This window comes from Ruegeria sp. AB9, assembly GCF_056542585.1.
Genome location: NZ_JBQGAA010000062.1, coordinates 1 through 836, shown reverse-complemented (window position 1 = coordinate 836; position 836 = coordinate 1). Strand labels below are relative to the sequence as shown.

The following is an 836-nucleotide window of genomic DNA, read 5'->3' as shown; positions in this document are numbered from 1 at the left end:
TAGGGTCAGGATTCATAACCAGTAGATGACAGTTGCCGCAAGAGCTATGGCTGAGAGGAAGACCTGAGGACATCGGTCATAGCGAGTTGCCACGCGCCTCCAATCCTTGAGCCTGCCGAACATGATCTCGATGCGGTTTCTTCGCTTGTATCGGCGCTTGTCGTACTTAACCGGCGTCTTGCGTTGCTTACGGCCTGGGATGCAGGCGCGTATCCCTTTATCTTTCAACGCGTTTCGGAACCAGTCGGCGTCATAACCGCGATCCCCGAGCAACCAGTCGACCTTCGGCAAACTGCTGAACAGCGCCCTTGCGCCGATATAGTCGCTAACCTGTCCAGCGGTTACGAACAGGTTCAAAGGGCGTCCTTTGCTGTCACAGATGGCGTGCAGCTTTGTATTCATGCCGCCCTTGGTCCGACCGATCAGGCGGCCACGCCCCCCTTTTTCACGCCCATGCTGGTCGCCGTGCGATGTGCCTTGAGATAGGTCGCGTCGATCATGACCGTCTTTTCCTCGCCGTGTTCAGCAGCCAACCCGGCCATCATCCGCGCGAAGATACCTTTCTCGCTCCAACGCCTCCACCGGCTGTAGAGCGTCTTGTGCGGGCCATATTCAGAAGGCGCGTCTCGCCAGCGTAAGCCATTGCGATTGATGAAGATAATCCCACTCAAAACCCGTTTATCATCAACCCGAGGCTTGCCGTGCGACTTTGGGAAAAAAGGGGTGAGCTTGGCCATCTGTTCGTCGGTCAGCCAATAAAGGTCGCTCATGTCACCGCTCCGTTTTTCAAAACGTGAATCACGTGGCACAACGAAAATCAATGCATCCTGACCCTA

At 55.6% G+C, this 836-nt stretch carries 1 protein-coding gene; it reads right to left on the bottom strand.

Features of this window, described 5'->3' with window-relative positions:
* Positions 1 to 12: 12 nt before the first annotated feature.
* Positions 13 to 770 (bottom strand): IS5 family transposase gene (locus ACR0K5_RS25120; protein WP_480632227.1). Its coding sequence is split into 2 segments (ribosomal slippage): positions 13 to 449 and positions 449 to 770, totalling 759 coding nucleotides; the frame shifts between segments, so codons are not numbered across the junction.
* Positions 771 to 836 lie beyond the last annotated feature (66 nt).